Annotated in this window: 27 protein-coding genes; 18 read left to right on the forward strand and 9 right to left on the reverse strand. The window is 69.9% G+C overall.

Annotated features, from left to right (window positions below; translation table 11 throughout):
- Positions 1-250, forward strand: a 250-nt coding sequence (locus tag NL1_RS06340) for a discoidin domain-containing protein (RefSeq protein WP_156094690.1), incomplete at its 5' end; no start/stop codon positions are given.
- Positions 251-257: 7 nt separating this feature from the next.
- Here NL1_RS06340 and NL1_RS06345 read toward each other — a convergent pair.
- Complete coding sequence (locus NL1_RS06345; RefSeq protein ID WP_067835335.1) at positions 258-1163, reverse strand: bile acid:sodium symporter family protein; 906 nt, start codon at positions 1161-1163, stop codon at positions 258-260.
- A 200-nt stretch (positions 1164-1363) separates the two neighbouring features.
- Between NL1_RS06345 and NL1_RS06350 the strand changes: the two genes are divergently transcribed.
- The 3 genes from NL1_RS06350 to mbp1 all read left to right on the forward strand — a co-directional run bounded on the left by NL1_RS06350 (position 1364) and on the right by mbp1 (position 3638).
- On the forward strand, positions 1364-2530 hold the full coding sequence (locus tag NL1_RS06350; protein ID WP_067835337.1) for a thiolase family protein: 1167 nt from the start codon (positions 1364-1366) through the stop codon (positions 2528-2530).
- Positions 2531-2570: 40 nt separating this feature from the next.
- Positions 2571-3317, forward strand: a complete 747-nt coding sequence (locus tag NL1_RS06355) for an SDR family NAD(P)-dependent oxidoreductase (RefSeq protein WP_067835339.1) — start codon at positions 2571-2573, stop codon at positions 3315-3317.
- Between the two features lie 75 nt (positions 3318-3392).
- Entirely contained in the window at positions 3393-3638 is a 246-nt protein-coding gene (mbp1, locus tag NL1_RS06360) for a microaggregate-binding protein 1 (protein WP_067835341.1), read from the forward strand.
- A 55-nt stretch (positions 3639-3693) separates the two neighbouring features.
- Here the strand turns inward: mbp1 and NL1_RS06365 are convergent, their stop codons facing one another.
- Positions 3694-4149: a MarR family winged helix-turn-helix transcriptional regulator gene (locus NL1_RS06365; protein WP_067835343.1), complete on the reverse strand. Its 456-nt coding sequence runs from the start codon at positions 4147-4149 to the stop codon at positions 3694-3696.
- A 60-nt stretch (positions 4150-4209) separates the two neighbouring features.
- Here NL1_RS06365 and NL1_RS06370 point away from each other — a divergent pair, with 60 nt between their 5' ends.
- From NL1_RS06370 to NL1_RS06380, 3 genes are all read left to right on the forward strand, one after another.
- On the forward strand, positions 4210-4737 hold the full coding sequence (locus NL1_RS06370; protein WP_067835345.1) for a DoxX family protein: 528 nt from the start codon (positions 4210-4212) through the stop codon (positions 4735-4737).
- Positions 4738-4800: 63 nt separating this feature from the next.
- On the forward strand, positions 4801-5388 hold the full coding sequence (locus NL1_RS06375; RefSeq protein ID WP_067835347.1) for a TetR/AcrR family transcriptional regulator: 588 nt from the start codon (positions 4801-4803) through the stop codon (positions 5386-5388).
- A gap of 64 nt (positions 5389-5452) precedes the next feature.
- Positions 5453-6325, forward strand: a complete 873-nt coding sequence (locus tag NL1_RS06380; RefSeq protein ID WP_067835350.1) for an NAD-dependent protein deacetylase — start codon at positions 5453-5455, stop codon at positions 6323-6325.
- A 351-nt stretch (positions 6326-6676) separates the two neighbouring features.
- Here the strand turns inward: NL1_RS06380 and NL1_RS06385 are convergent, their stop codons facing one another.
- Positions 6677-7225 carry a hypothetical protein gene (locus NL1_RS06385; RefSeq protein WP_067835352.1) on the reverse strand — a complete coding sequence of 183 codons (549 nt, stop codon included), beginning with the start codon at positions 7223-7225 and terminating at the stop codon, positions 6677-6679.
- A gap of 179 nt (positions 7226-7404) precedes the next feature.
- On the opposite strand from NL1_RS06385, the gene NL1_RS06390 reads away from it, so the two are divergent.
- Positions 7405-7992, forward strand: coding sequence for a TetR/AcrR family transcriptional regulator (locus NL1_RS06390; RefSeq protein ID WP_067835354.1), 588 nt, complete (start codon positions 7405-7407; stop codon positions 7990-7992).
- Here NL1_RS06390 and NL1_RS06395 read toward each other — a convergent pair.
- A complete protein-coding gene (locus NL1_RS06395) occupies positions 7989-8315 on the reverse strand; it encodes a plasmid stabilization protein (protein WP_067835356.1) in 327 nt (108 codons plus the stop codon). The genes NL1_RS06390 and NL1_RS06395 overlap by 4 nt on opposite strands.
- Positions 8316-8451: 136 nt before the next feature.
- Between NL1_RS06395 and NL1_RS06400 the strand changes: the two genes are divergently transcribed.
- The 3 genes from NL1_RS06400 (at position 8452) to NL1_RS06410 (ending at position 11224) form a co-directional block, all read left to right on the forward strand.
- Entirely contained in the window at positions 8452-9615 is a 1164-nt protein-coding gene (locus NL1_RS06400) for an AI-2E family transporter (RefSeq protein WP_067835358.1), read from the forward strand.
- A 37-nt stretch (positions 9616-9652) separates the two neighbouring features.
- On the forward strand, positions 9653-10489 hold the full coding sequence (locus NL1_RS06405; RefSeq protein ID WP_067835360.1) for an SDR family NAD(P)-dependent oxidoreductase: 837 nt from the start codon (positions 9653-9655) through the stop codon (positions 10487-10489).
- Positions 10490-10687: 198 nt separating this feature from the next.
- Entirely contained in the window at positions 10688-11224 is a 537-nt protein-coding gene (locus tag NL1_RS06410; protein ID WP_067835362.1) for a hypothetical protein, read from the forward strand.
- A gap of 99 nt (positions 11225-11323) precedes the next feature.
- Here NL1_RS06410 and NL1_RS06415 read toward each other — a convergent pair whose 3' ends face one another.
- Positions 11324-12364, reverse strand: a complete 1041-nt coding sequence (locus NL1_RS06415) for an Lrp/AsnC family transcriptional regulator (RefSeq protein WP_067835364.1) — start codon at positions 12362-12364, stop codon at positions 11324-11326.
- Positions 12365-12478: 114 nt separating this feature from the next.
- Between NL1_RS06415 and NL1_RS06420 the strand changes: the two genes are divergently transcribed.
- From NL1_RS06420 to NL1_RS06430, 3 genes are all read left to right on the forward strand, one after another.
- Positions 12479-13642 carry an alpha-hydroxy-acid oxidizing protein gene (locus NL1_RS06420; RefSeq protein ID WP_067835366.1) on the forward strand — a complete coding sequence of 388 codons (1164 nt, stop codon included), beginning with the start codon at positions 12479-12481 and terminating at the stop codon, positions 13640-13642.
- A 65-nt stretch (positions 13643-13707) separates the two neighbouring features.
- Positions 13708-14298, forward strand: a complete 591-nt coding sequence (locus NL1_RS06425; RefSeq protein WP_067835368.1) for a class I SAM-dependent methyltransferase — start codon at positions 13708-13710, stop codon at positions 14296-14298.
- Positions 14299-14308: 10 nt separating this feature from the next.
- A complete protein-coding gene (locus NL1_RS06430) occupies positions 14309-14758 on the forward strand; it encodes a MerR family transcriptional regulator (RefSeq protein WP_067835370.1) in 450 nt (149 codons plus the stop codon).
- On the opposite strand, the gene NL1_RS06435 is transcribed toward NL1_RS06430, so the two are convergent.
- The gene (locus tag NL1_RS06435) at positions 14745-15923 is read right to left on the reverse strand and encodes a cytochrome P450 (protein ID WP_067835457.1); all 1179 of its coding nucleotides are present in this window, start codon (positions 15921-15923) and stop codon (positions 14745-14747) included. The genes NL1_RS06430 and NL1_RS06435 overlap by 14 nt on opposite strands.
- A 97-nt stretch (positions 15924-16020) precedes the next feature.
- Here NL1_RS06435 and NL1_RS06440 point away from each other — a divergent pair, with 97 nt between their 5' ends.
- A complete protein-coding gene (locus NL1_RS06440) occupies positions 16021-16833 on the forward strand; it encodes an SAM-dependent methyltransferase (RefSeq protein ID WP_067835372.1) in 813 nt (270 codons plus the stop codon).
- Positions 16834-16905: 72 nt separating this feature from the next.
- Here NL1_RS06440 and NL1_RS06445 read toward each other — a convergent pair whose 3' ends face one another.
- Positions 16906-17859 carry a DNA polymerase domain-containing protein gene (locus NL1_RS06445; protein ID WP_067835374.1) on the reverse strand — a complete coding sequence of 318 codons (954 nt, stop codon included), beginning with the start codon at positions 17857-17859 and terminating at the stop codon, positions 16906-16908.
- Positions 17860-18206: 347 nt separating this feature from the next.
- Positions 18207-18527: a hypothetical protein gene (locus tag NL1_RS38710; RefSeq protein WP_067835376.1), complete on the reverse strand. Its 321-nt coding sequence runs from the start codon at positions 18525-18527 to the stop codon at positions 18207-18209.
- Between the two features lie 391 nt (positions 18528-18918).
- Between NL1_RS38710 and NL1_RS06455 the strand changes: the two genes are divergently transcribed.
- Positions 18919-20496 carry an AIM24 family protein gene (locus NL1_RS06455; protein ID WP_067835378.1) on the forward strand — a complete coding sequence of 526 codons (1578 nt, stop codon included), beginning with the start codon at positions 18919-18921 and terminating at the stop codon, positions 20494-20496.
- On the opposite strand, the gene NL1_RS06460 is transcribed toward NL1_RS06455, so the two are convergent.
- On the reverse strand, positions 20493-21263 hold the full coding sequence (locus NL1_RS06460; RefSeq protein ID WP_067835380.1) for an ATP-binding protein: 771 nt from the start codon (positions 21261-21263) through the stop codon (positions 20493-20495). The genes NL1_RS06455 and NL1_RS06460 overlap by 4 nt on opposite strands.
- Positions 21264-21587: 324 nt before the next feature.
- Here NL1_RS06460 and NL1_RS06465 point away from each other — a divergent pair, with 324 nt between their 5' ends.
- On the forward strand, positions 21588-21842 hold the full coding sequence (locus NL1_RS06465; RefSeq protein ID WP_067835382.1) for a hypothetical protein: 255 nt from the start codon (positions 21588-21590) through the stop codon (positions 21840-21842).
- Between the two features lie 75 nt (positions 21843-21917).
- Entirely contained in the window at positions 21918-23567 is a 1650-nt protein-coding gene (locus tag NL1_RS06470) for an alkaline phosphatase D family protein (protein WP_067835384.1), read from the forward strand.

A 23567-nucleotide genomic window follows, 5' to 3' on the forward strand; every position in this document is an offset into this window, starting at 1 on the left:
CACGGTCGACCTCGGCCGCTCGGTGCGCATCGAGCGGGTGGCGCCTCGCTGGGGCGAGCCCGCGCCCGCGGCTTCGTCGGTCGCGGTGTCCGAGGACGGGCGAGCGTGGTCCGCCGTCGCCGCCGATCCCGCGACCGGGACGCTCACCGAACCGGTGTCCGCACGGTATGTCCGGCTGGAGGTGACCGGCGCGGAGGCGGCCGCGCCGCCGGGCGTCCGGGAGCTGGAGGTCTCGGGTTCTCGCGGCTGAGCCGCACTCATTCGCGCGCGGCGCTCGTGGCCGCCACGGGCTCGGCGGCCTCGTCCCGCCGGATCCTGCGGCTGATCGCCGTGCCCGCCAGAAAGGCGATGGGCAGCATGACGATGCCGTAGACGCCCGCGGGCACCGCCATCCGAATATCGCCGAGCACGCTGATGGCGACCGTCATCGCCAGCGTGCTGTTGTGGATGCCGACCTCCATCGAGCACGCGATGGCCTGGGTGCGCGCGACGCCGAAGGCCTTGGGCACGAAGTAACCGATACCCAGGCTCGCCACGCACAGCAGCGCGACCACCAGACCGACCGCCGCGAGGTAGTCGAGCACGCTGTCCCGCTCGGCCGCCAGCGCCGCGAGCGTGACCACCGCGAGGAATCCCACCGAGATCATCCGCACCGGCCGATCCATGCGGTCGGCGAAACCGGGTCGCAGCCGCCTGGTCGCCATGCCCGCGGTGATCGGAATCAGCACCAACGCGAAGACCTGGGCCACCTTGCCGAACTGCAGGCCGATGCCGTCGGCGCCGGGCGGCGCGAAATAGCCGAGTGCGAGGTTGGTGACCAGCGGAAGGGTGACCACGGCGAGCACCGAATTCACCGCGGTGAGCGTCACATTCAGCGCGACATCGCCGCGGAACAGATGGCTGAGCAGGTTCGCCGTCGCCCCGCCGGGCGAGGCCATCAGCAGCATCACGCCCACGGCGAGCTCCGGGGCCAGACCCACCGCGACGACCAGCCCGAAGGCCAGCGCTGGCAGCGCAACGAGCTGACAGCTCAGCGCCACGATCACCGCGCGCGGATACCGCACCACCCTGGTGAAATCGTCCATCGTCAGCGCGAGCCCGAGCCCGAACATGATGAGCGCCAGAACCATCGGAAGCGCGACGGTGACCGGCCAGCTGTCCATGAACACCTCGTCATGTCGATGCGGCCCACCACCCCGCCGGCCACCGGATCTGTGTAGCACGATGCTACGGGCGGTCTCGCCGATCCGCCGAACTCCCGCGGCCGCCGAGCACGCGCGTCGGCCTTTACTGTTCCGCACCGAGGTGAATCCGTGTTAACTTAGTCGAGAATATGAGTTAACTTAATCGATCGGAGACAGCTATGAGGTCCGCCGTCATCGTGGACGTCGTCCGCACCCCCTCGGGCAAGGGCAAGGCCGGCGGAGGTCTGTCGGAGGTGCATCCGGCGACGCTGCTCGCGGGCGTGCTCGCCGAGCTCGTCTCCCGCAACGATCTGGACCCGGCGCTGGTCGACGACGTGGTGGGCGGTTGCGTCACCCAGGCCGGGGAGCAGGCGTTCAACATCTCGCGCACCGCCGTCCTCGCCGCGGGCTTCCCCGAGTCGGTGCCCGCCACCACCGTGGACCGCCAGTGCGGCTCCTCGCAGCAGGCCGCGCATTTCGCCGCGCAGGGCGTCATCGCCGGGGCCTACGACATCGCCATCGCCTGCGGCGTGGAGTCGATGAGCAGGGCGCCGATGTTCTCCAATGCGCAGGGCAAGGACGCCAACCGCGGGCCCATTGCCCATCGCTACCCGGAAGGTCTTGTCCAGCAGGGCATTTCGGCGGAGGTGATCGCGGCGCGGTGGAAGTTCGACCGCGCCGCGCTCGACGAGTTCGCGGCACGCTCGCACCGGCTGGCGGCCGAGACCGCCGCCGCGGGCGGGTTCGACCGCGAACTGGTGGCGGCAGGCACGCTGACCGCCGACGAGACCATCCGCGCCACCACCACCGCCGAGGGCCTGGCGGGGCTGCGTCCCGCCTTCGTCGACGAGCAGTACAAGGCGCGATTCCCCGAGATCGAGTGGTCGATCACCCCGGGCAACTCCTCGCCGCTCACCGACGGCGCCTCGGCCGCGCTGATCATGAGCGAGGAGGCCGCCGCCAAGCTGGGCCTGCGCCCGCGCGCCCGATTCCACTCGTTCGCCGTCCTCGGTGACGATCCGCTGCTCATGCTCACCGCCGTCGTCCCGGCCACCCGCAAGGTCCTCGGCCGCGCCGGACTGAGCATCGACGACATCGACGCCTACGAGGTGAACGAGGCGTTCGCGCCGGTGCCGCTGGTCTGGCAGCACGAAATCGGCGCCGACGCAGGCAAGCTGAACCCGCGCGGCGGCGCGATCGCGCTCGGCCACCCCCTCGGAGCGTCCGGCACCCGGATCCTGGCCACCCTGGTCAACCACCTCGAGCAGACCGAGGGCCGCTACGGCCTGATGACCATGTGCGAGGCGGGCGGCCTGGCCAACGCGACCATCGTCGAGCGCCTCTGATGACGATCTCCTTCTTCCACACCATCGACAAGACGCACCGATGAGCACGACGACGCGCAGCGCTCTGGTCACCGGCGGGTCCCGTGGCATCGGCGCCGAAATCGCCCGGCGCCTTGCGGGCGAGGGGTATCACCTGACCCTCGCCGCCAGGAATGCCGATACCCTGGCCGAGACCGCGCGGCGTCTGCACGACGAATCCGGCGTCGAGGTGAATCCCGTTGTGGCACAGATGAACGACCTGGATCAGGTGCGAAACCTGGTGCAGGCGCACGCGGATCGGTTCGGCGGACTCAACGCCCTGGTGCTCAGCGCGAGCACCGGGACCGCGGGCCGGGTGGCGGACATGCCCGCCAAGACCTACGAGCGCATGCTGGACGTCAATTTCCGCGCGCCGATCACCCTGATCCAGGCGGCGCTGCCGCTGCTGCGCAAGAGCGCCGCCGACGACCCCGCTCGCGGCGCGAAGATCGTCGCGCTCGCCTCCATCACCGGCGTCGCGGGTGAGGCGGGACTGGCCGCCTACGGCGCCACCAAGGCCGCGCTCATCTCCTTGTGCGAAACCGTCTCGCTCGAGGAGTCGGGCAACGGCGTGAGCGCCACGGCCATCTCGCCCGGCTATGTCGACACCGACATGACGGCGTGGAAGCGCGACGAACTGGACCCCTCGGCCATGCTCGGCACCGGCGACATCGCGGAGATGGCACTCGCCGTGATCCGGCTCTCGCGCAACGCGGTGATCCCCAACATCGTCCTGTCCCGCGCGGGCGATCGATTGTGGCGGGCTTGAGCCGCACCGATTGAGAGCAGGGAGACCGGGTATGCGACCACTGTCAGCCGTAACCGATATTCGGAGGTAGACATCGTGTCGAAGCACGAAAGCGGTCCCCGCGAAGGTGTCAAGGGCGTCGTCGAAGACGCCAAGGGCAAGGCGAAGGAGGCCGCGGGCATCGTCACCGGCAACGAGAACATGGAAAAGGAAGGCCGCGTCCAGCAGGACAAGGCCGAATCGCAGCGTGAGGCCGCCGAGAAGGAGGCCGCCGCCGAGAAGGCGCGGGCGGAAGCCGGCGTCGACGAGGCGCGCCAGAAGGCGTACCAGCGCGGCGACTGATCGCTGACGCACAAGTGGGCGGGTCCGTAGGACCCGCCCACTTGTCGTTGTGTCCTCAGCGTGCGGTCAGGCGCTGCGCGACCGCGCCGAGGCCCTCGGCAATCGCCCGCTGTTGGGCCGGAGTCAGGACATCGAGCAGCGCTCGGCGTACGGTGGCGACGTGTCCTGGAGCAACCTGCTCCAACCGGTGCCGTCCCGCTGCGGTGAGCACGGCGACCACGCCGCGTTCGTCACACGGGGCTGCCGCGCGGCGGACGAATCCGGCCTTTTCCAGCTGAGCGACCTGGTAGGTGAGGCCGCTCTTGGACGTGAAGAGCGCGTCGGCGAGGTCGGTCATGCGCAGTTCGCCGTCCGGCGCGGCGGCCAGCCGGACCAGCGTCTCGTACTGCGTGTGCGACAGCCCCTCCCGCTTGAGATGCTGCTCGATCTCGCGGTTGACCAGGGCGCCCGCCGCCAGGAATCCGTGCCACGCGCGCATCTCGCCGTCGTCGAGCCAGTTCGGTTCGTCCACCCCGCCACCCTAGCGTTGTTGTTCAAATTTGAACCAACCTTCCCAGAGAGGACCTCCGACATGACGACCACGACAGCACCGACCGCGACAGCGGCGGCGAGCACGCTGCCCACCGATCTCGGCCTGCTGGTACTGCGCTTGGCGCTCGGCCTGACCATGGCCGCGCACGGCGCGCAGAAGCTCTTCGGCTGGTTCGACGGCGCCGGGCTCGACCGCACCGCCAAGTTCTTCGAATCGGAGGGTTATCCGGCGAGCCAGGCAGCCGCGGTCCTCGCGGGCATCTGCGAGGGCTTCGGCGGCCTCGCCCTCGCCCTCGGCCTGCTCACGCCGCTGGCGGCGGCCTCCATCCTCGGCGTGATGATCAACGCGACCGCCGTCAAATGGGGCGGCGGATTCTTCTCCGCCAAGGGCATCGAGTACGAGCTGCTGATCATCTTCTCCGCCGTCACCATCGCGCTGGCCGGTCCGGGCCGCTTCTCCGTCGACAGCGCGGTGGGTTTCCTGCGTCCGTACCGCCTGACATACGGCATCGCGGCGATCGCTCTCGGCCTGATCACCGCGGGCATTGTGCTGCTGGCGCGTAACTGATCCGTGCGCGAAACTCGCCTAGAATCGCCGCCACCGAAATCAGGCACGACGAGGTGAGGGCACATGGTTGATCCGCGGGCGACCAACGAGGATCTGACCGCGAAGGCGCGGATCAGGAACGCGGCCATGGACCTCTACGCCCAGTACGGCGCGGAACGGGTGTCGTTGCGCGCGGTGGCAGCCGAGGCGGGCGTCACGCTCGGGCTCGTCCAGCACCATTTCAAGACGAAGGCAGGACTGGAGGCGGCGGTCGACCAGTTGATCGTCGACTATTTCGCGCACGCGGTCGCGTCCGTTCCGGTGGCGGGCACCACCGCGGAGGTCGCCGCCGCGCGGGACGAGGCAGTGCGGCGGATGCTCGCCGCCAACCCCGCGGTGGTGAACTACGTCCGGCGCGCGGTGCTGGAGCCCTCCGAGACGCGGATCGAGCTGCTCGAGTCGCTGGTCGAGCTGACCCGCAAGGAAGTGGTCGGGCTGCGCGAGGCGGGCGTGGCCTCCACCGACCGGCGCGAGTCGACACAGGTCGTCTCGGTCCTCATCCGCCAGCTCGGCGAACTGCTGCTCGCGCCGCTGGTCGAGGCGGTGTGGGAGCAGGTCGCCGGGCCGGGCGAGACCGAGCGGCCGCGGTTGAGCATCACCGTCCACGACTGAGGCGGACCCCCGCCGTATGCGGGCCGAGGGTGGGCTCCCGCCGAGAGCGCTTACGATGCGAGCCATGTCGCACAGCACCTCGCACGATGCGGAGCTGGAGCGGTTGGCCGTGGTGCTCGCCGACCGCCGGGTCGCGGTGCTGACCGGCGCGGGCATCTCCACCGACAGCGGCATTCCCGATTATCGCGGCCCCGATTCCCCGCCCCGCAACCCCATGACCTACCAGCAGTTCGTCGGGGATGCCGCCTTCCGGCAACGGTATTGGGCGCGCAACCACATCGGCTGGCGCCGGATGGACGCAGCCCGCCCCAATCCGGGGCACCGCGCGCTCGCCCGGCTGGAACGCCTCGGCGTCGTCACCGGGTTGATCACCCAGAACGTCGACCTGCTGCACACGAAGGCGGGCCACCGCAGGGTGATCGACCTGCACGGCACCTACGCCCGCGTGCGCTGCCTCGGGTGTTCCGCGCTGATCTCCCGGATGACGCTGGCCGACCGGCTGGAAGCGGCCAACCCCGGCTTCGCCGCGGCGGCCACCGCCACCGGCATCGAGGTGGCGCCCGACGCCGACGCCGTGGTCGCCGACACCGAGAGCTTCCGCATGGTCGACTGCGCTCGCTGCGGCGGCATGCTCAAGCCGGACATCGTCTACTTCGGCGAGAACGTCCCGAAGGACCGCGTCGCCGCCGCCTTCGACCTGGTCGACGCCGCCGATGCCCTGCTGGTCGCCGGATCCTCGCTCACCGTCATGTCCGGCCTCCGCTTCGCCCGCCGAGCCGTCGCACAGGGCATGCCCGTGGTGATCGTCAACCGCGGTAGAACCCGCGGCGACGATCTCGCCACGCTGACCATCGACGCGGGGTGCTCGGAAATCCTCGAATCCCTTGCTCGGCGTTGCGCGAACGAGTCCGCGCCCCTGGCGGCCGAGCCCCAGTAGCGGCCGTGTCAGTTATCGGATACGTAGAAATCGAAGCAGGCTCGGACTCCGGCACGCGAGGTCGCCGCACCGCAACAGCAGTCGTGGCGTCTACCCGGCGAACAGGAACCGCTGCCGCCGAAGCAGACTCGGGATCCGGCACGCCAGATCGCCGCACCGAGACAGCAGTCGTGGCGTCTACGCGGTGAACAGGAACCGTTGCCGCCGAGTCGGACTCGGGATCCGGCACGCCAGATCGCCACACCGCAACAGCAGTCGTGGCGTCTACCCGGCGAACAGGAACCGCTGCCGCCGAAGCAGACTCGGGATCCGACACGCCAGATCGCCGAAGCGATGCAGTAGCGGCGTCGGCTAACCCACCGTAGAAACCGTTGCCGCCGAGGCGGACTCGGATTCCGGCGAATCAGGCCCCATGGCGCGATCGGCGAGCCAGCGAAGGCCGCGGACCGGCAAGCTCCAGCGCGCGGGCCGCCGGACCGACCCGGTGAGGGCACGCTCGGCGCGGTCGAAGCTGTCCTCGAGGCAGGCGTCGTGCATCCAGCGATAGGCGAGCGGCCAGGTCAGGCGGGCCGGGCCGCGGGCGTGCATGGCGAGCAGGTGGATCAGATCGACGCCGCCGTCGGGAGTCGGCTGCACAGTGAGTTCGTGAAAACCGTCGAAACCGCGCGGGCCGGTGAATCGGAAGCGCACCCATCGACCGGGTTCGTACTGTTCCACCGTGTACCGGACCGGACCGTGCCCGCCTGCCGCGCCGACGCCCAGCGGGCGGTCGAAGCGCATGGGCGGCCACTCCGGGGCGGGCCAGAGCCGGTCGTTCTCGCTCGCCAGCGAGTCGAGCAGCTGACCTGCCTCGGCCGCCGACGCGGCTAAGTGTCGAACGTGAATATTGATGACGGCCATGGTTTTTCGCTCCTTCTTCAGCCGTGTACGGAAGTCCGGCGTGGTGCGGAATGGCGGTGGCGACGCCAGTAGTCGGCGGTGGCGGCGAGCAGCAGCACCGGCCACAGCGGCCACCATCCGATCCACCTCCATTTTAGAGAGTTGTCTCTAAAACAGAATTAGAGCATATCCTCCAATACATGGGAAGACCGCCGAAACACGACGCCGATCGGCTGCTGGACGCGGCCGCGGAACTCCTCGCCGCGGGCGGCCCCGCCGCCGTCACCATGTCGGCGGTGGCCAAAGCCGTCGGCGCGCCGAGTGGGTCGGTCTACCACCGCTTTCCGGACCGCCCCGCGCTGCTCGCCGCACTGTGGTCACGCACACTGCGCCACTTCCACGACGAACTACTCGCGGTGCTGACCATCGAGAATCCCGGGGAGGCGATCCGCCGCAGCGCGCGGGCGACCCTCGACTGGGCACGCCGAAACCCCCGCGAGGCGGCCGTGCTGCTCGCGGGGGCACGGGAATTGGGAGAGCGGGACTGGAGCAGGCAGGCGCACAAGGACACCGCGCTACTCAATGCCGCGATCCAAGACGCGATGACCGAGCTGATCGCGCGCACCGGCGACACCGGCGCCGCGGCGACCGACCGGGTGCTGCTCGCCGTCGTCGACCTGCCCTACGCGCTGGTCAGACGGTATCTGCGGGCCGGGCAACGGATCCCGCCGCACGCCGCCGATCTCGCCGAGCAGGCCGCGGCGGCGCTGCTCGGCGCGGCGGATTAGCGACCGAGGGCGCTCTCCAGCTGCCTCTTCGTCATCGTGGAGCGGCCCTTGATGTTGCGCTTCTTGGCCTCGTTGTACAGCTGGTCCCTGGTCGGGCCCTTCGGCCCGCTGCGGCCCGAGCGCTGCCCGCCACGCTGCTGCGGCGACTTGTCCTCGAGCGACGAGCGGCTCGCGGTCTTGGACTGACCGGCCTGCGCGCGATTCTTGTTGACGGTGCGGGCCGCGATCTCCTTGGCGCGCTTGGTACTCGCGCCGCGGTCCTGCGCGGAATCCTTGATGTGTTCGTATTGCCGTTCCTGTTTGCCGGTCCATTCCTTCGGCATGACACACACCTCCTCTGTCGATCGGATACCCCTGAATCGCACGGGAAACCACCGCGACCCGCCGGTGATCGGCCCCGCCCGCCGCCTCGTGCGAGACTGAGCCGGTGATCGAGCGTGAGCGAATGGAAGGCAAGTCGTGAGCGAGCCAGACAAGCCAACCGCCGGGACCGACACCGGCAAGAAGAAGGCGCTCGAGCTGCCGGAGCGCGGGGGCGTGATCGGCCTCGGACTGCTCTGGCTCGCGAAGTGGTCGCTGTGCATCGTCGCGATCGCCGCGGGAGCCTGGGTGCTCGGCTGGATCGTCGCGCGGCTGTGGGTGGTGATCCTGCCGATGGCGCTGGCCGTCGTCGTCGCGACCGTGCTGTGGCCACCCGCCAGGTGGCTCACCAAAATAGGGCTGCGGCCGGCGCTCGCCGCCACGCTTTCGGTGCTCGGCTTCCTCGGCCTGCTCGCCGGGGTGATCGCGCTGATCGTGCCCTCGGTGGTGGACCAGGCCCCCGAGCTGGCCGACAAGGCCACCGAAGGCGTCAACCAGATCCGCAAATGGTTGCAGGGCCCGCCGCTGAACATCCGCGACGAACAGCTCGATTCCGCGGTGGACGCCATCGTGTCCCGGCTGCAGTCCAGCGCCGAGCAGATCGCGACCGGCGTTTTCAGCGGCGTCACCACCGCCACCTCGGCGCTGGTCACGCTGTTCCTGGTGCTGGTGCTCGCGTTCTTCTTCATCAAGGACGGGCCGCGCTTCCTGCCCTGGCTGCACAACGTGACCGGCACCCGCGGCGGCATGCACTTCGAGGAGGTGCTGCGCCGGATCTGGATCACCCTCGGCGGTTTCATTCGCACCCAGGCGCTGGTCAGCCTGATCGACGCGGTCTTGATCGGCGCGGGTCTGGTGATCCTCGGCGTGCCGCTGGCCGGGGTGCTCGCCGTGCTGACGTTCATCGGCGGCTTCATCCCGATCGTCGGCGCCTTCGTCGCGGGCGCGCTCGCGGTGCTCGTCGCGCTGGTCGGCAACGGCCTGACCACCGCACTGATCGTGCTCGGCATCATCCTGGCCGTGCAGCAGCTGGAAGGCAATGTGCTGCAACCGGTGTTGCAGAGCCGCAGCATGCAGCTGCACGCGGTGGTGGTGCTGCTCGCCGTAACCGCGGGCGGCTCGCTGTACGGCATCGTCGGCGCGTTCCTCGCCGTGCCGGTCGCCGCCATCGTCGCGGTGGTGCTGCGCTATGTGGGTGAGCAGATCGACGAAGCCTGCGCGCCGCCGCAGGAACCGGACGACGCGGCCGAACCCGCGCGGTGACCCCCGCGCCACATGCGGCTGTGGCAGTGTGAGTTTCATGAAGACGATCCTGATCACGGGGGCGACGTCGGGTATCGGTCTGGAAGCCGCGCGGCAACTGGGCGAAGCAGGCGATCACCTGATACTCGTCGGACGCAATCCCGAGAAGCTCGACCACGCCGCACGACTGGTCCGCGCGGCGGGCGCGGGACGGGCGGACACGCTGGTGTGCGATTTCGCGAGTCAGGCCGCGGTGCGCGAACTCGCCGCGGCGGTGCTCGCGACCTACGAACGCCTCGACGTGCTCGCCAACAACGCGGGCGGTTACTACCCGGACCGTGTGATGACCGACGACGAGGTCGAGTCCACCTTCGCGGTCAACCACCTCGGCGGCTACCTGCTCACCGAGCTGCTGCTCGACCTGCTGCGGCGCAGCGCCCCGGCGCGCATCCTGTTCACCTCGTCGGTCATGCATTACGGCGCCAGCCTGGACTTCGACGATCTGAGCCTGGCCCGCAGCTACTCCGGCGAGAAGGCCTACAGCCAGTCGAAGCTGGCCAACATCCTGTACGTCCGCGCGCTGGCGCGGCGGCTGGAGGGCACCGGGGTGACCGTCAACGCCTTCCATCCCGGCGCGGTGGCCACCGGGATCTGGGATGCGATGCCGTGGTGGGGCAGGCCGTTCGCGGCGGTCGCCAAGCGCGTGTTCATGATTCCCGCCGCCGAGGGCGGGCGCAGGCTCACCTATCTCGCCTCCGCGCCGGAACCCGCGCGGCACAGTGGACGCTACTTCCAGAACAACGAACTGAAGACGCCGTCGCGCCGCGCGCAGGACGACGCGCTCGCCCGGCAACTGGACGAGGTCAGCGCGCGACTGGTGGGGCTCTCGAGCTAGGGAGCACCCGGACGCCTGCGAACCCTGCCACCGGCCGGTGGCGCGGATTACCATGCAGTGAGGACTCGAAGAGCACACGCTGACATTCGATCGCCCCGGACGTCCATCACACAGACCACGGGGCTCCGTCGATCGGCACCCGGACTTGGGCATCGTCGCCCCTAGCTGATCGTTCGTCCCATTTCCGGAGGAGGACGCATGTCCTACCCGCTGCACGCGAAGATCTGCCTGACCGGCCACGGTTGCCTCTGCCCCGCGGTCACCCTCTTCCTCGTCTCCGAACCGCTGATGCCGGGCGGGAACATCCTGCACCTGCTGGAACAAGCGATCGTCGACGATCCCGGCGCGCCGCCGCGGCCCGACATCCCGCTGGTCGAGTCGCTGGAGACGCCCTCCGAGCCCGGCAGCCCCGAGCCGCAGATCCACGCCGAACTGCGCCCCTTCACCGCGCACCTGCCCGATCCCGAGCGCCTCCGCGCGATCCTGCACGATCATCTGATCGTAGACCCCTTCGGACTCGATCTCGGCGACCGCGCCGAGGTGACCCGGCTGGCGCTGCTCCCCGAACACCGCATCGGCTTCCGCCGCAGCGAGGATTTCCAGCCCGACTCCATCCGCCAGGCCATGCTGGCGATCTACCGGCACTTCGACCTCGACCAGCGCGCACCCCTCGTCTACCACGGCTTCGCGGACCCGACCAACGGATGGTTCGCCCTGCGCACCGCGGCCGCCTGACCCTGCGCCACGAGACGGTCACCTGGCGCGGGTGACCGCCTTCGTGATCTCGAAGTCGAGGCCGAAGTGGTTGAGGCTCAACGGCCACCGAACCTCGATTCACCCGAGCGAGGCGGGCTCGCTCCAGATGTCGGCGCGCACCACGCGCCTGCTGCGACCGTGCGGGTCGAGGATGTGCCCGAAGAGCTTGTCGTGGCGCAGGGTGACGGTGCGTTCCGCGATGCGCAGGGCGGGGTGCGCGGTCGCGAGCCCGGCCTCGAAACGCGGGATGTCGGCCAGGCTGTGCAGATTGGCCTGGATCAGCAGGTTGTGCCCGCCGCTGATGGCGGCGCAGTTGCGCGTCTGCGGGAGCCGGATGATCGCGTCGCCGATCTCGGCGAGACGATCCGGCGGCGCGTCCAGCCACAGCGTCACCGCGACCGGCCAGCCGCCGAGCGGACGCGCGAAATCGCAGCGGAACTGGAGTAGTCCGAGCCGGGTGAGCCGATCCAGCCTGCGCTTGACGGTCGAGGCGCTGGCGCCGACCGCGGTCGCCAAGGATTGGTGCGAGGCCCGGCCGTCCAGCGCGAGCTGGGCGAGCAGCGCCCGGTCCGCGTCGTCGATGCTCACCGCGCGCGCGGGCGCCGTCGGCTGCGGACGCGGAACGTCGAGTTCGGCGCGTTGGTCAGGAGCGAGCGCGTCGATGCGCCAGCGGCCGCCCTCGGTGAACATGTGCGTGACGATCCTGGCCCGCACCGCCGCGACGTGCGGGATGGCGGGCAGCACGTCCAGTGTGTAGTGCGACATGGCGCCCAGATCGCGCGCCGCGACGGTGGCCAGCAGGTTGTAGGTGCCCGCGCAACGCTCCACGGTGACCATGTGCGAGTGCTCGCACAGGCTGCGGCTGACCACGGCCGCCGCGTCGGCGGTGCAGCCGATTTCGACGTAGGCGACGGTGATCTGGTCCAGCAGCCGCGGCCCCGGCGAGGGACTCACCCAGGCCGCGCCGTGCCGCGTGAGCCGTTGCCAGCGGCGGGCCACGGTCACCGGATCGACCCCGAGCGCGTGGCCGAGCTCCGACCAGGAACCACGCGGCCGCAGCTGCAGCGCGTTGATCAAGGCGAGCTCGTCTTCGCTCAGTAGTGCGGCGTCATCCTGCATTCACGCTTCCCATCGTGCCGGATTCCTGCATTCTAGTAGCCGCGAGTGAATGGCGCCCCATGCTTTCTCCCGGTGGCGCGGTGCGGCGCCGGAGACGAAAGGGCAACCGAATCCATGGCCTTCGCCGATTACCAGAACGAGATCTACCTGCGCGGGCTCGGCGGCGTGCAGCCCACGCTGCCCATGTCCTTCGCCGAGCTGGAGGCCAAGGCACAGGCGGCGCTGCCGCCTTCGGTGTGGTCGTACGTAGCGGGCGGGGCAGGTGACGAACGCACCCAGCGCGCCAACGTGACCGCATTCGACCGATGGGGTCTGGTGCCGCGGATGTTCGTCGGCGCGTCCGAGCGCGACCTGTCGGTGGAGCTGTTCGGGATGACGCTGCCCGCGCCGGTCTTCCTCGCCCCGATCGGGGTGATCGGGCTGTGCGCCCAGGACGGGCACGGCGATCTGGCGACCGCCCGCGCCGCGGCGCGCACCGGCATCCCGATGGTGGCCTCCACGCTGTCGGTGGACCCGCTCGACCAGGTGGCGGCCGAAATGGGCGAGACGCCAGGGTTTTTCCAGTTGTACACGCCCACCGACCGCGATCTGGCCGCCAGTCTGGTGAAGCGTGCGGAGCAGGCGGGCTACAAGGGCATCGTCGTCACGCTCGACACCTGGGTCACCGGATGGCGCCCGCGTGATCTCGGCGTCTCGAACTTCCCGCAGCTGCGCGGCCACTGCCTGGCGAACTACTTCACCGATCCGGTGTTCCGCGCCGGCCTGCCCGGCCCGCCGGAACAGCACCCGCAGGCCGCGGTACTGCGCTGGGTTCAGCTCTTCGGCAATCCGCTCACCTGGGCCGACCTGCCGTGGCTTCGCGAACTCACCACGCTGCCGCTCATCGTGAAGGGCATCTGCCATCCCGACGACGCGCGGCGCGCGAAAGACGGTGGCGTGGACGGCATCTACTGCTCCAACCACGGCGGCCGCCAAGCCAACGGCGGCCTGCCCGCCCTCGACATGCTGGCCGAGGTGGTCGACGCGGCCGACGGCCTTCCGGTGCTCTTCGACTCCGGCGTCCGCGGCGGCGACCACATCGTCAAGGCGCTGGCCATCGGCGCGACGGCGGTCGGCATCGGCAGGCCCTACGCGTACGGTCTCGCGCTCGGTGGCGTCGACGGCATCGTGCACGTGCTGCGCGCGCTGCTCGCCGAGGCGGACCTGATCATGGCCGTCGACGGTTACCGCAGCCTCGCCGACCTGACCAGAGACGCCCTGCGCCAGGTCTCGGTCTGAGCGCCCCTTGACTTCAGGTCGACCTGAACTCGCACGCTGAGGGTCGACCTGAGGAAAGGGATGACATGGGTGAGTTCGGAGAACAGGAAAGCCGCGGCTACGATCGCCGCGCCACCAGACTGCTCGGCGGTCTGTACCGGCACATCGCGGACGAGGTGGCCACGTCGACCGGGACCGGTGAAGCGGTGCTCGACGTCGGGACCGGCCCGGGAGTCCTGCTGGCCCACCTCGGGCGCAGACGGCCGGATCTGCTGCTGCACGGCGTGGACCTCTCGCCGCACATGATCGCGCTCGCCCGCACCAAACTGGCCGGGCGGCCCGTCGAGCTGTCGGTGGGCGATGTGGGCGCACTCCCCTACCCGGACAACAGTTTCGACCTGATCGTCTCGAGCCTGAGCATGCACGAGTGGCCGGATCCGGTGGCCGCGGCGGCCGAGCTCGAGCGGGTGCTCCGGCCACGCGGGACACTGGCGCTCTACGACTTCCGTTTCGTCCGCGACGCCGCGATGCGGACCGCGTTGGGCGCGCGTTTCGAGGAGCCGACGGTACGCAGGAAGGTCGTGCGGCCCCGCGGGTATCCGATCGGGCTCTATGCCCAGTGGACGGCTCGAGCGGCGTGTCGGACGAGGTCCGTCGATGATTCGCGCTACGCCTAGGGTGCTGTGTATGCCCGAATCCGCGGTGACGATCGGCGAACTGGCCGCGCGATTCGGCCTGGCCACCCACGTGCTGCGCCACTGGGAGGACCTCGGCCTGCTCGCGCCGCACCGCGATTCCGGAGGTCGCCGCGTCTACCGCGCCGACGACGCGGAGACGGTGGCCGTCATCCTGCTGGGCAAGCGGGTAGGTCTGTCGCTGAACGAGATCGCCCGGCTGTTCGAGAGCGCCGCGGATCGTGACGCGCGCCGCGAGCTGCTGCGCGCGCACCGCGATCAGCTGGCCGCGCGGATCGCGCGCGCCACCGCGGCGCTGGACACCATCGAGCACGCATTGGAGTGCGACGCAATGGATTTCCGTTCGTGCCTGCATTTCCGCACGAAGGTCGACGAGGCGCTGCGACTCGGCGTCGACGGGGTGGCGGCCCACCCCGTCGACGTTCCGCTCAGCGAGCGGTGACCGTGGTGGGCAGGCTCGCGAAGCCGCGGTTGTTGGAGGAGTGGATGCGGCGCAGCTGCGCGGCGTCGATGTCGTAGTCGGCGACCGTGGCGACGATCTCCTCCAGCGCGACGCGCAGTTCCAGCTGGGCCAGGTTCGCGCCGAGGCAGTGGTGGCGGCCGCTGCCGAAGACCAGCGCGGCGCCGGTGTCGCGGTCCAGGTCGAAGGCATCGGGGTCGGCGAAGACCTCGGGGTCGCGGTTGGCCGAGCCGGTCAGCAGCAGAATGCGCGCACCGGCCGGAATGTCGGTGCCGTGCAGGGTGATCGGTTCGGTGGTGCTGCGCAACTGGGACTGGGTGGCAGGTTCGTAGCGCATGCCCTCGGCGATCCACTCGTCGATGCGTCCGCCGAAAGCCGCGCGGCGCTGGTCGGGGTGCTGCCACGCGGCGTGCCAGAGGTTGCCCAGCGTCAGCATGGTGGTCTCGATGCCCGCGCCGACCAGCAGGATCAGCACCCCGACGATCTCCTCGGGGCTGAGCCGGTCGTCGCCGTCGGCGGCGTCGAGCAGACCGGAGAGCAGGTCGTCGCGGCGGGTCTTGCTCCGTTCGATGGTGAGCTCGGTGTAGTAGCCGACCAGCGTGCCGATGGCCTGCATCGCCTCCGGGCGCAGATCGGTGGATTCCTCCTCGGTGTACATGATTTCCATGCCCAGCTTGCGGAGCATCTCGCGGTCCGCCTCCGGGACGCCGACCAATTCGGAGATCACATCGGTGGGGAACGGGCCCGCGAAATCGGCCATCAGATCGAAACTTTCGCGTTCCAGCAGTGGCTGCCACAGGCCGCGCGCGATCTCCCGTAGTCGCGGCTGCAACTCCTGCACTCGCCTATTGGTGAACGCACGGGCAACCAGACCGCGCAGACGAGTGTGCTTGGGCGGGTCCATCGCGACGAAGGAAAAGAACCGCTCGGCCTGAGGTCCCCAGAATGCGGGTTCCATGCGCAGTCCGTTGGCGCTGGAGAACCGATCCGAATCACGCAGCGCGGCAACGATATCGGCGTGCCGGGAGAATGCGTAGAAATCGTCGGCCGGGTTGTGGAAGACGGGCGCCTCCGCGCGTAGCCTGGCGTAGTACGGATAGGGATCGCGGTGGACGTCGAAATCGTACGGGCTGTACTGCAACTGCATGACGTAGCCTTCCGGGGGCCGTGCGAGATTCACGCTCGCTACCGGTTCGCAACTCGAGCTGACACGATGAGCGTAGTCGAAATGAATTGAGGGCAAGGTGAACTCGGAATCGGCAGCTGCCCGGGTGGATATCAGCAAACCGCACCCGGCGCGCCGGTACGACTACTGGCTCGGCGGAAAGGACAATTTCCCGGCGGACCGGGACTCGGCCGACGCGGTGGCCGAGGCATTTCCGACCGTGCGCCTCGCCGCGGTGGAGAACCGCAACTTCCTGCGTCGCGCGGTGACCTACTTGGCCGCCGAGGCGGGCATCCGGCAGTTCCTCGATATCGGCACCGGCCTGCCCACCGCGGGCAACGTGCACGAGATCGCGCAGGGCATCGCGCCCGAATCGCGCATCGTGTACGTCGACAACGACCCGATCGTGCTGGTGCACGCCAGAACGCTGCTGGACAGCTCACCCGAAGGCGCGACCGCCTACCTCGACGCCGACCTGCGCGACCCGGATCGGATCCTCACCCACCCGGATCTCACCGGCACGGTCGACCTGACCGAGCCGATCGCACTGATGCTGGTGGCCATCATGCACTTCATCACCGACGACGAGGCGCCCTACGGCCTGGTGCGCCAGCTCAGCGAGGCACTGCCCTCCGGCAGCTACCTGGTGATGACGCACGCCACCAACGATCACCTCACCGACGAGGACCTCGCCGAGACCAAGCGGGCCAACAAACGCAGCGGCGTCCCCTTCCAGCTGCGTTCCACCGCCGAATTCCGCCAATTCTTCACCGGCTTCGACCTCGTCCCACCCGGCATCACCTCGGTGATGACCTGGCGCCCCGAAGTCTGGCGCCCCCACCCCCGCCCCGAAGCGGTCTCCATGCTCGGCGCCGTCGCCCGCATCCCCTGACCGCTCCCACACACCGTTCGGGCGCCCCACAGCGCCACCGGCTTTGTGACGCGTGCGGGGGCTTTGTGGGGGTCAGGGGGTGCGGCGGGCTTTGGCGCGGCGTTTGCCCTCGTGCATGGCTTGGACGCGGGCGACGGGGATAGTGTGGCCTTCGGCGACCAGGTCGGCCGGGAGTGGTTGCGGGGCGGGCATTTCCGCGGTCCAGGGGTCGCGGTCGCCGAGGCGGTCGGCGGCGGTGCGGAGGGTGAAATCGGTCGGCTTCGCATCGGCGAGATCGGCCCAGCCGACCGGGAAGGACACCGGGACGCCGGGGCGGATGCGCGGGCTGTAGGCGGCGACCACCGTCGCGCCGCCCGCTCGGGTGGAGTCCAGGAAGACCTTGCCCTCGCGGTCCTCGCGGATGAACGCGGTGGTGGCAAGGCCGGGGTCGAGACGTTCGGCGCGGGCGGCGATCGCCCGGGTGGCGGCCGCGGCGTCCTCGATGGCGGTACCGGCGGCCACCGGGACGAACACGTGAACCCCTTTGGCGCCACTGGTCTTCACCGCGCCGGACAGTCCGTCGGCGGCCAGCGCCGCGCGGATCAGCTCGGCGGCGAGCACCGCGTCGCGGAAGGTCTGGCCCGGTGAAGGATCGAGATCCAGGACCAGATGGGTCGGTCCGGCGGAGTGGTCGGCGAGCAGCAGCGTCGGGTGATATTCGACGGCGCGCTGATTGCCGAACCACAGCAGGGTGCGCACGTCGTCGCAGAGGGCGTAGGTCACCTCGCGGCGCGAGCTCTCGGCCCACAGCGCGATCCGTGGCACCCACTCCGGGGTGTACTTGGGCAGATTCTTCTGCATGAAGGGTTCCTGCCCCGGCCGGATCCGCACCACCGACAGCGGACGGTCACGCAGCTGGCCGACCAGCCGGTCGCCGACGAACTCCAGGTAGTCGACGAGATCCCGCTTGGTCGCCTCCGCCCCGTCGAACAACGGCTGGTCCAGGTTCGTCAGCGTGACGCCCGCGCGCTCCTCTTCGCCACCCATCGCCCCACCTTGCCCGGCGGCCATGGCGCGGTCAACCCCGCGGGCGGGCGGCGCGGCGGTCGCTGCCGCGTATCCTTCGGCACCGCCGCGGCGACGGTGACCTGTCGAACTCTCCAAAGAGCTTCGTGCCGTCCGGCAGGTTCACCGGACGGCACGAAACTGGTATTTCAGGAAGCCCCGCATCTACAGCGCGGAGAGCTATCTCCTTGGCGGGCAAACATAGTCGACAGAGTTTCATACGCCGCGCCTACCCCGACGCGGCGGATGAAAGATCAAATTCTCGCAAATTCACCGCAATCAGGCCCCGATGGGGCAGGACCGACTAGCGGTGATCTACCGTGAACGAATCAGGCGGCAGGCTTGGGCTGGGTCAGGTCGTTGACGCCGGTGATCGCGTCGATGATGTTGACGATGGCGGAGGTGCCGCCGTCGAGGGCCGAGCTGCCGGAGTCGAGCATGCCGGAACCGGCGGACGAGCCGCTGAACGAACCCGAGTCGGAGCCCGAGGCCGAACCCGTGCCGGAGGAGCCGGTCGCCGAGTCGGCGGCGACGGGGGTCAGCTCCAACGGGGCGGACTGATCAGCGGAGGCCACCGCGACAGGGCCGAAGAACATGGCGGCGGCGGCGGAGACGGCGCCGGCGGTGGCAAGGGCCTTACGAGAGAACATGCGTGGAGCTTCCTTTCACAGTTTGATAACGACGCCATCACAGGCTCGCATCAGCAACACTAGGAAAGATAAACTCATAAATCCACTTCTCATATTGTGCGATGAATCACCGTTAATTCTGCGCTAACAGAATATTGTGCCGTGGTAACACCATTTGATCTTCATACCGGCGTGGATTCGATGATCAAATTCTATTGAATTATCCGACGGTGTCGCGTATCTGCTTGCGGCGGTGCCGATCTCGTCGTGGACCTCCGATTCCGGCACGGCAGGGCCCGAGCCGACGACGCGCTCGAGGGCGCTGCCATGACGGCGATCCGGCTCGGGTTACCGGGGCGAGGTGGCGCGCCGGGCGACGGCGAGACACACTCGAGACCATGAGTTCGATGTCATGGCGACGCGGGACGGCGGGCCCCGCGTGACCGCGCTGGCCCGCGGCGAGAACCGGCCCGCACCCGGTGACCGGATGACGATCACCGTCACCTGCACCGCGGCCGTCGACGTGTCCGCACTGCTGCTGAACGCGGCGGGCCGGGTCCGCTCCGACGGCGATTTCGTCTTCTTCAATCAGCCCGCCGGGCCTGGCGTCACCTACCGGCACGGGCGCGGCGCGGGCGACATGGTCGACGTGCAGACCTCCGCGCTGCCCGCCGACGTGGACACGGTCGTGGTCACCGCCAGCCTGGACGGCAGCGGCCCACGCACCTTCGCCGGCGTCGGTTCGCTCACCGCGACCATCGGGTCCGATGCGGGCACTGTCACCTTTCCGGTGACCGGGCTCAGCACCGAGGCCGCCGTGGTGTGCGTGGAGATCTATCGCCGGGGCGGCGCGTGGAAGATCCGCGCCGTCGGCCAGGGATACGACGACGGGCTCGCCGGGATCGCCAGGGCGTTCGGCGTGAACGTCGACGACGACCCCGAGCCGCCGAGCGCTGCACACCCCGCGGCGCCCCAGACTCCGCCACCGGCGTATCCAGCCGCGCCGCCCGCCGCACCCCAATCTCCGCCACCGGCGTACCCGACCGCGCCACCACCGGCGCACCACCCGGGCGGCGGCACCGTCCCCGGCTACGGCGCTCCGGCCTATCCGAACGCCCCCGGCTACCCGAGCGCCCCGGCCGCCACATACGGAACGCCACCCGCACCGGGCTACCCCACAACCCCCGGTCACCCCCCGTCCGGCGCGTTCCCACCCCCGCAGATGTCGACACCCCAGCAAGGAGCGCTGCCGATGCAGAGCGATCTGTTCAACCCGAGCCATGCCGAGGTCAGCGGCGTCGGGATCCAGAAACAGGGCGGCAAGATGGTCAAGGTCGGCCTCGCGGGCGAGGTCATGGCGCGCGCCGGATCGATGGTGGCCTACCAGGGTGACCTGCAGTTCCAGGCGCTGGGTTCCGGCGGCATCGGCCGCGCCATCCAGCAGCGGCTGACCGGCGAGGGCGTGCCGCTGATGAAGGTGTCCGGCCGCGGCGATCTGTTCCTGGCGAACTCCGCCGCCGACGTGCACCTCATCGATCTCGACGGCAGCGACGGGCTGACCATCAACGGCGCCAATGTGCTCGCCTTCGACTCCACGCTGCGCTACGACATCAAGATGGTCCAGGGCGCGGCCGGGTTCGCGAGCAACGCGGGGCTTTTCAACTGCGTGTTCACCGGGCGCGGCCGGATCGCCATCACCACCCACGGCACGCCGGTGGTGCTGAACGTCGACCAGCCGACCTACGCCGATCCGCAGGCCGCGGTGGCGTGGTCGTCGAGCCTGCAGACCAACATCAAGCGCAACGACTCGTTCGGCCTCGGCAGGCTCATGGGCCGCAGCACGGGCGAGGGCTTGACGCTGGCCTTCTCCGGCCGCGGTTTCGTCATCGTGCAGCCCTCGGAGCTGCCGCCCGGCGGGCTGCTCGGCGGCACCGGCGGCGGCCAGCAGGCCGGGCAGAGCGGCGGCATGCTCGGCGGCCTGTTCGGCTAGACCGGCCCTCGAGACAACAGCGGGCGCCCGTGATCCGCGAGCGTCGCCCACACCACCTTGCCGACCGGCCAGCGCGGCGCACATCCCCATGCCCGCGCCAGCGAGGCCACCACGTGCAAGCCGAACCGCGCGGGGTGCCCCGCGACCGGTTCGCGCAGCATCGCCTCCTGCGGATCGGCGTCGGCCACCGCGATCGTGAGCAGCCCACCCTGGGATTCGAGGCACAGTCTCATCTCGCCGAAGGCGTGCAGCAGCGCGTTCTCCACCAGTTCGGTGGCCACCAGCAGCGCGTCCGTGCGCACCGGACCGATGCCCCAGCGATCGCACATCCGGGTCACGAACCGCCGGGCGTACATCGAGGAGATCGCGCTCGGCGCCAGTTCGATCGACGCCTCCCGCCGCGGGGGCGGCGCGGGCAGCGACCGCAGCGCCGCCTCGACGGACGCGAAGGCCGGCACCCGGTGCCTGGTCGCGACGGTGGCCGTCGGGTTCGCGACCCCGTCGGCGACCAGCACGATCGGCACGTGCGGCCAGTCGCTGACCCGCACCCGCGCGGACGCGCAGGCCGTCGCCACCGCCTCCTCGATCAAGTCGAGATCGTCGACCACCACGACCACCGCGCGCGGCCGGTCGACGGCGTAGCGCACCAGGTCGTCGCCGAAGCGGCGATAGCCGTCCCAGTCCAAGACCCCGCTGGGCCGGAGCACCGTGCAACCGGCCAGTTCGGAAGGGCGCCAAAGCAGAGCGCCGCGACGGAACCCCGACATTTGCTCTCCGCCCGCACCGCGCCGAGCAGCGCCGCGTGGGCGGTGACCTATCCCGCGCACGCCGTCGCCGGCTGCGCCCACCGCATCCGGTGCGGCTGTCCGAGGCGCGCGGCGATCTCGGGCTGAGGCATCGCTGTCATCGCTCCCGCCTTTCTCCTCGTCGGTCTGTGTCACAGACGGGCTACCCAGCTTCGAACCGTCGAATCGGGCGGGCGCGCCTCACTCCGGTGCGATGCGTCGAGGCAGCGTGGGTGGTCGGAACTCATCGACGGCGAACGGCAGGCATCCGGGTTTCCCGCCGAGCCCGACGGGCACCCGGTGGGCATGGACGACGACAACGAGAAGCGCCCCCACTCCACGGTCACCGAGAGCGATCTGCGTGAGCTGCTCGCCGCCGGCCCTGAAGCGTGCCTGGTCCTGCTCGAAGGACGCGTCGAGATAGCCGAGGGCGCCGCGGACGGTCTGACCATCGCCACCCGCGACGACGTGGCGGGCCGCGCCGGAGCCGAGCCGGACCAGACCCGGATGCGCGAACTGGCGGCGGAACTCGCCTGCGAGATCCGGCTCCAGGGCGCCTGAGCCCCGGAGCCCTCCCAGCCGAGCGCTGACCGCGCGGTCGGCCGGTCAGAGCTGCATTCCGAGGTACCGTGACGTATGAGCCTGTCTCGTCGGCAGCTGTTGAGATTCGGCGCCGCAGGATCGGCCGCGGTGCTCGTCGGCGCCTCGGCGGCCGCCAGCGGCCGGTTCCGTACGCCGCGCTGGTCGGCGGATCCGTTCACGCTCGGGGTCGCCTCGGGCGATCCGACGCCGGACGGCGTCATCCTGTGGACCCGGCTGGCGCCGGACCCGTTCGCCCCCGACGGCCACGGCGGCATGATGAATCATCCCGTGACCGTCGACTACGAGGTCGCCGACGACGAGCTCTTCCGTCACGTGGTAGCTCGCGGTTCCGCCGTCGCGACCCGCGAACTGGCGCACAGCGTGCACCCGGAGATCGACGGGCTCGCACCGGATCGCTGGTACTACTACCGTTTCCGCGCGGGCTCGGTGATCTCGCCGGTCGGGCGTACCCGCACCGCGCCGCCGCCGGGGCGGCCGACCGCGCGCATGCGATTCGGCTTCGCCTCCTGCCAGTCGTGGAGCTCCGGCTACTACACCGCCTACGAGCACCTGGCCCACGAAGACCTCGACCTGGTCGTGCACCTCGGTGACTACATCTACGAGCGCGCGTGGATCCAAGGCCGCCAAGGGCTTTCGATGGGGCCGGAGTTCCAGGAGGAGGCCGTCGACCTGCCCGGCTATCGGCTGCGCTACGCCCTGTACAAGGCCGAGCAGCCGTTGCGCGACGCGCACGCCGCATTTCCCTGGCTGGTCACCATGGACGACCACGAGGTCGACAACAACTGGGCGGCAGGCTCGCCCGGCCTCGGCATCGACATCCACCGGATTCCCGCGCTGTTCCGTCGCCGCCGCGCCGCGGCCTTCCAGGCGATGTACGAACACCAGCCGCTGCGGATCGCTCAGCTGCCGCGCAGTTCCGGCATGCACCTGCATCGCCGCTACCGGTTCGGCGATCTCGCGGAGATCACCATGCTGGACACCAGGCAGTACCGGACGCCGCAGGCGTGCGGCGGCAACGTCGTCGCAGGCTGCGACGAGCGCTTCGATTCCGACCGCACGATTCTCGGTGCCAGGCAACGGGACTGGCTGCTGGACGGTTTCACCACCTCGCCCGCTCGCTGGCAGATCGTCGGCAATCAGGTGGGCATGAGTCAGACCGACAGCGATCCCGGGCCGGACCTTGCCGTGTCCACCGACTCGTGGGACGGATACGCGGCCGACCGCAACACCGTGCTCGGCGCGGCCGTGGACCGCGGCGTGCGCAACCTGGTGGTGATCACCGGCGACCGGCACCAGAACCATGCCACCGATCTGCGCCGCGACTACACCCATCCCGAATCACCGGTGGTGGCTTCGGAATTCACGGGCACCTCGATCACCAGCGGCAGCGACGGCGCCGACATGAACGACACCGGACGACGCCTGCTCGCCGCCAACCCCGACCTGAAGTTCTTCAACGCGCAACGCGGCTACGTCCGCGTCGAGCTGGATCACGGTCTGTGGCGCAACGACTTTCGCGTCGTACCGTACATCCGCCGCCGGGGTGCGCCCGTCCACACTCGCGCGAGTTTCGTCGTGCAGGACGGGGTGCCCGGAGTGCAGGAAGCGTGGCGGCCGGAGCCGCCGGCCGAGTCGGCGCCGAGCTCCGACATCACCGCGGGGCCCGACAGGGGGCCGCGCTGA

This window comes from Nocardia lijiangensis NBRC 108240 (genome assembly GCF_001613045.1).
Lineage (GTDB): Bacteria > Actinomycetota > Actinomycetes > Mycobacteriales > Mycobacteriaceae > Nocardia > Nocardia lijiangensis.